The following is a 1,562-nucleotide window of genomic DNA, read 5'->3' as shown; positions in this document are numbered from 1 at the left end:
GCGGCCACAGGCATCGGTGGCCAGCTCCAGGGCGCGGCGGTTCTCGCGCACCACTTCGGCATAGACCGAGGACTGGTCATGGGTGGCATCCACCAGCAGCGCGCCGGGGCGGGCGAAGGCGCACACGCCATCGACATGGCCGTCGGTCATGTCGCCGGTGACATGATCCGGATCGCCCGGCAGCCAGATGGTCTTCTGCACACCCAGCAGGCGGCCGAAGATGTCCTCCATCTCGGCCTTGCTCATGCCCGGATTGCGGTTGGGGTTGAGCAGCACCGACTCGGTGGTGATCAGCGTGCCCTCGCCGTCCACATGGATGGCGCCGCCCTCGTTGGCCAGCGGCGTGCCGAAGCACTCCAGTCCCAGACCGTTGAGGATGCGCCGGCCCAGGCTCTCGTCCAGCTCATGGGCCGACTTGCCGCCCCAGGCGTTGAAGCGCCAGCTGACCCCGGCCAGCCCCAGTTGCGGGTGGCAGACGAAGCTCGGCCCGGAATCGCGGCACCAGCTGTCGTTGACCGCCAGCGGGATCAGCTCGATATTCGCCCCGCACAGCTCGCGAGCACGGGCCAGGGCCGAGGGATCGACCACCAGCTTGACCGGCTCGAAACGGGCGATGGCGTTGGCCACCCGGGCGAAATCGACCTGCACCTCGGCCAGGGTCACGCCCCAGGTGGACTCCCACAGCGCCCGGTTGTGCGGCCAGACCATCCAGGTGGCGGCGTGCGGGGCCCATTCGGCGGGCATGCGCCAAGCGTTTTGTGCGACTGCGTTCTGTTGCATACAAGTGCCTTTCAGTTAAGTATTTGTTATCACTGAAAACCGCGAATGCGGTGATGGCTTGCATGCTATGCCGGTAAAAATGGCGGAACAAACGATGGATTTTGCGTAAATCTAATTAGCAGGGCTTATCAATCATGCTCAAACACTGGCCTCCCCTGAACGCCCTGCGCGGCTTCGAAGCCGCCGCCCGCCTGGGCAGCTTCCACAAGGCCGCCGAGGAGCTGCACCTCACCCAGTCGGCGATCAGCCAGCAGATCCGCAGCCTGGAAAGCTTCCTCGAGCAGCCGCTGTTCTATCGCAGCGGCCGCAGCGTCAGCCTCAGCGATGCCGGCCATGACCTGCTCAGCACCACCCAGGCGCTGCTGCAGCAACTGGCGGTGGGCATCCGCCGCCTGGAGCAGTACCGCAAGCCCAACCAGCTGGTGGTCAACACCAGCCCGGCCTTCGCCCGCCACTGGCTGGTGCCGCGCCTGGGCGAATTCCACCGCCTGCACCCGGAGATCGACCTGTGGCTGTTGACCAGCTTTGATCCCCCGGACATGGCCACCCAGACCATCGACATCGCAGTGCGCGACGACCTCAGCGCCCAGGCCGAATGCAGCTTTCGCGTGCTGCTGGAGGATCGCCTGTACCCGGCCGGCCACCCCAGCCAGTTGCAGCTGGACGCCGCCGCGCGCACCACCCTGCACGGCGAGCGGGAGATGGACTGGAGCCACTGGCAGGTACAGGGCGGCGCGAATATCGGCCAGCACAGCCAGGGGCTGAACTTCTCCGACCCCGGC

Annotated in this window: 2 protein-coding genes; one reads left to right on the top strand and one right to left on the bottom strand. The window is 66.5% G+C overall.

What is annotated here, in order from left to right:
• Nucleotides 1-744: agmatine deiminase family protein (locus V6M63_RS18820; protein WP_332744322.1), on the bottom strand; the 744-nt coding region annotated here is incomplete at its 3' end.
• Between the two features lie 170 nt (nucleotides 745-914).
• On the opposite strand from V6M63_RS18820, the gene V6M63_RS18815 reads away from it, so the two are divergent.
• Nucleotides 915-1,562: LysR family transcriptional regulator (locus V6M63_RS18815; RefSeq protein ID WP_332744320.1), on the top strand; the 648-nt coding region annotated here is incomplete at its 3' end.

The organism is Hydrogenophaga sp., assembly GCF_036675665.1.
GTDB lineage: Bacteria > Pseudomonadota > Gammaproteobacteria > Burkholderiales > Burkholderiaceae_C > Hydrogenophaga.
This window is presented reverse-complemented; position numbering and strand designations above follow the sequence as displayed.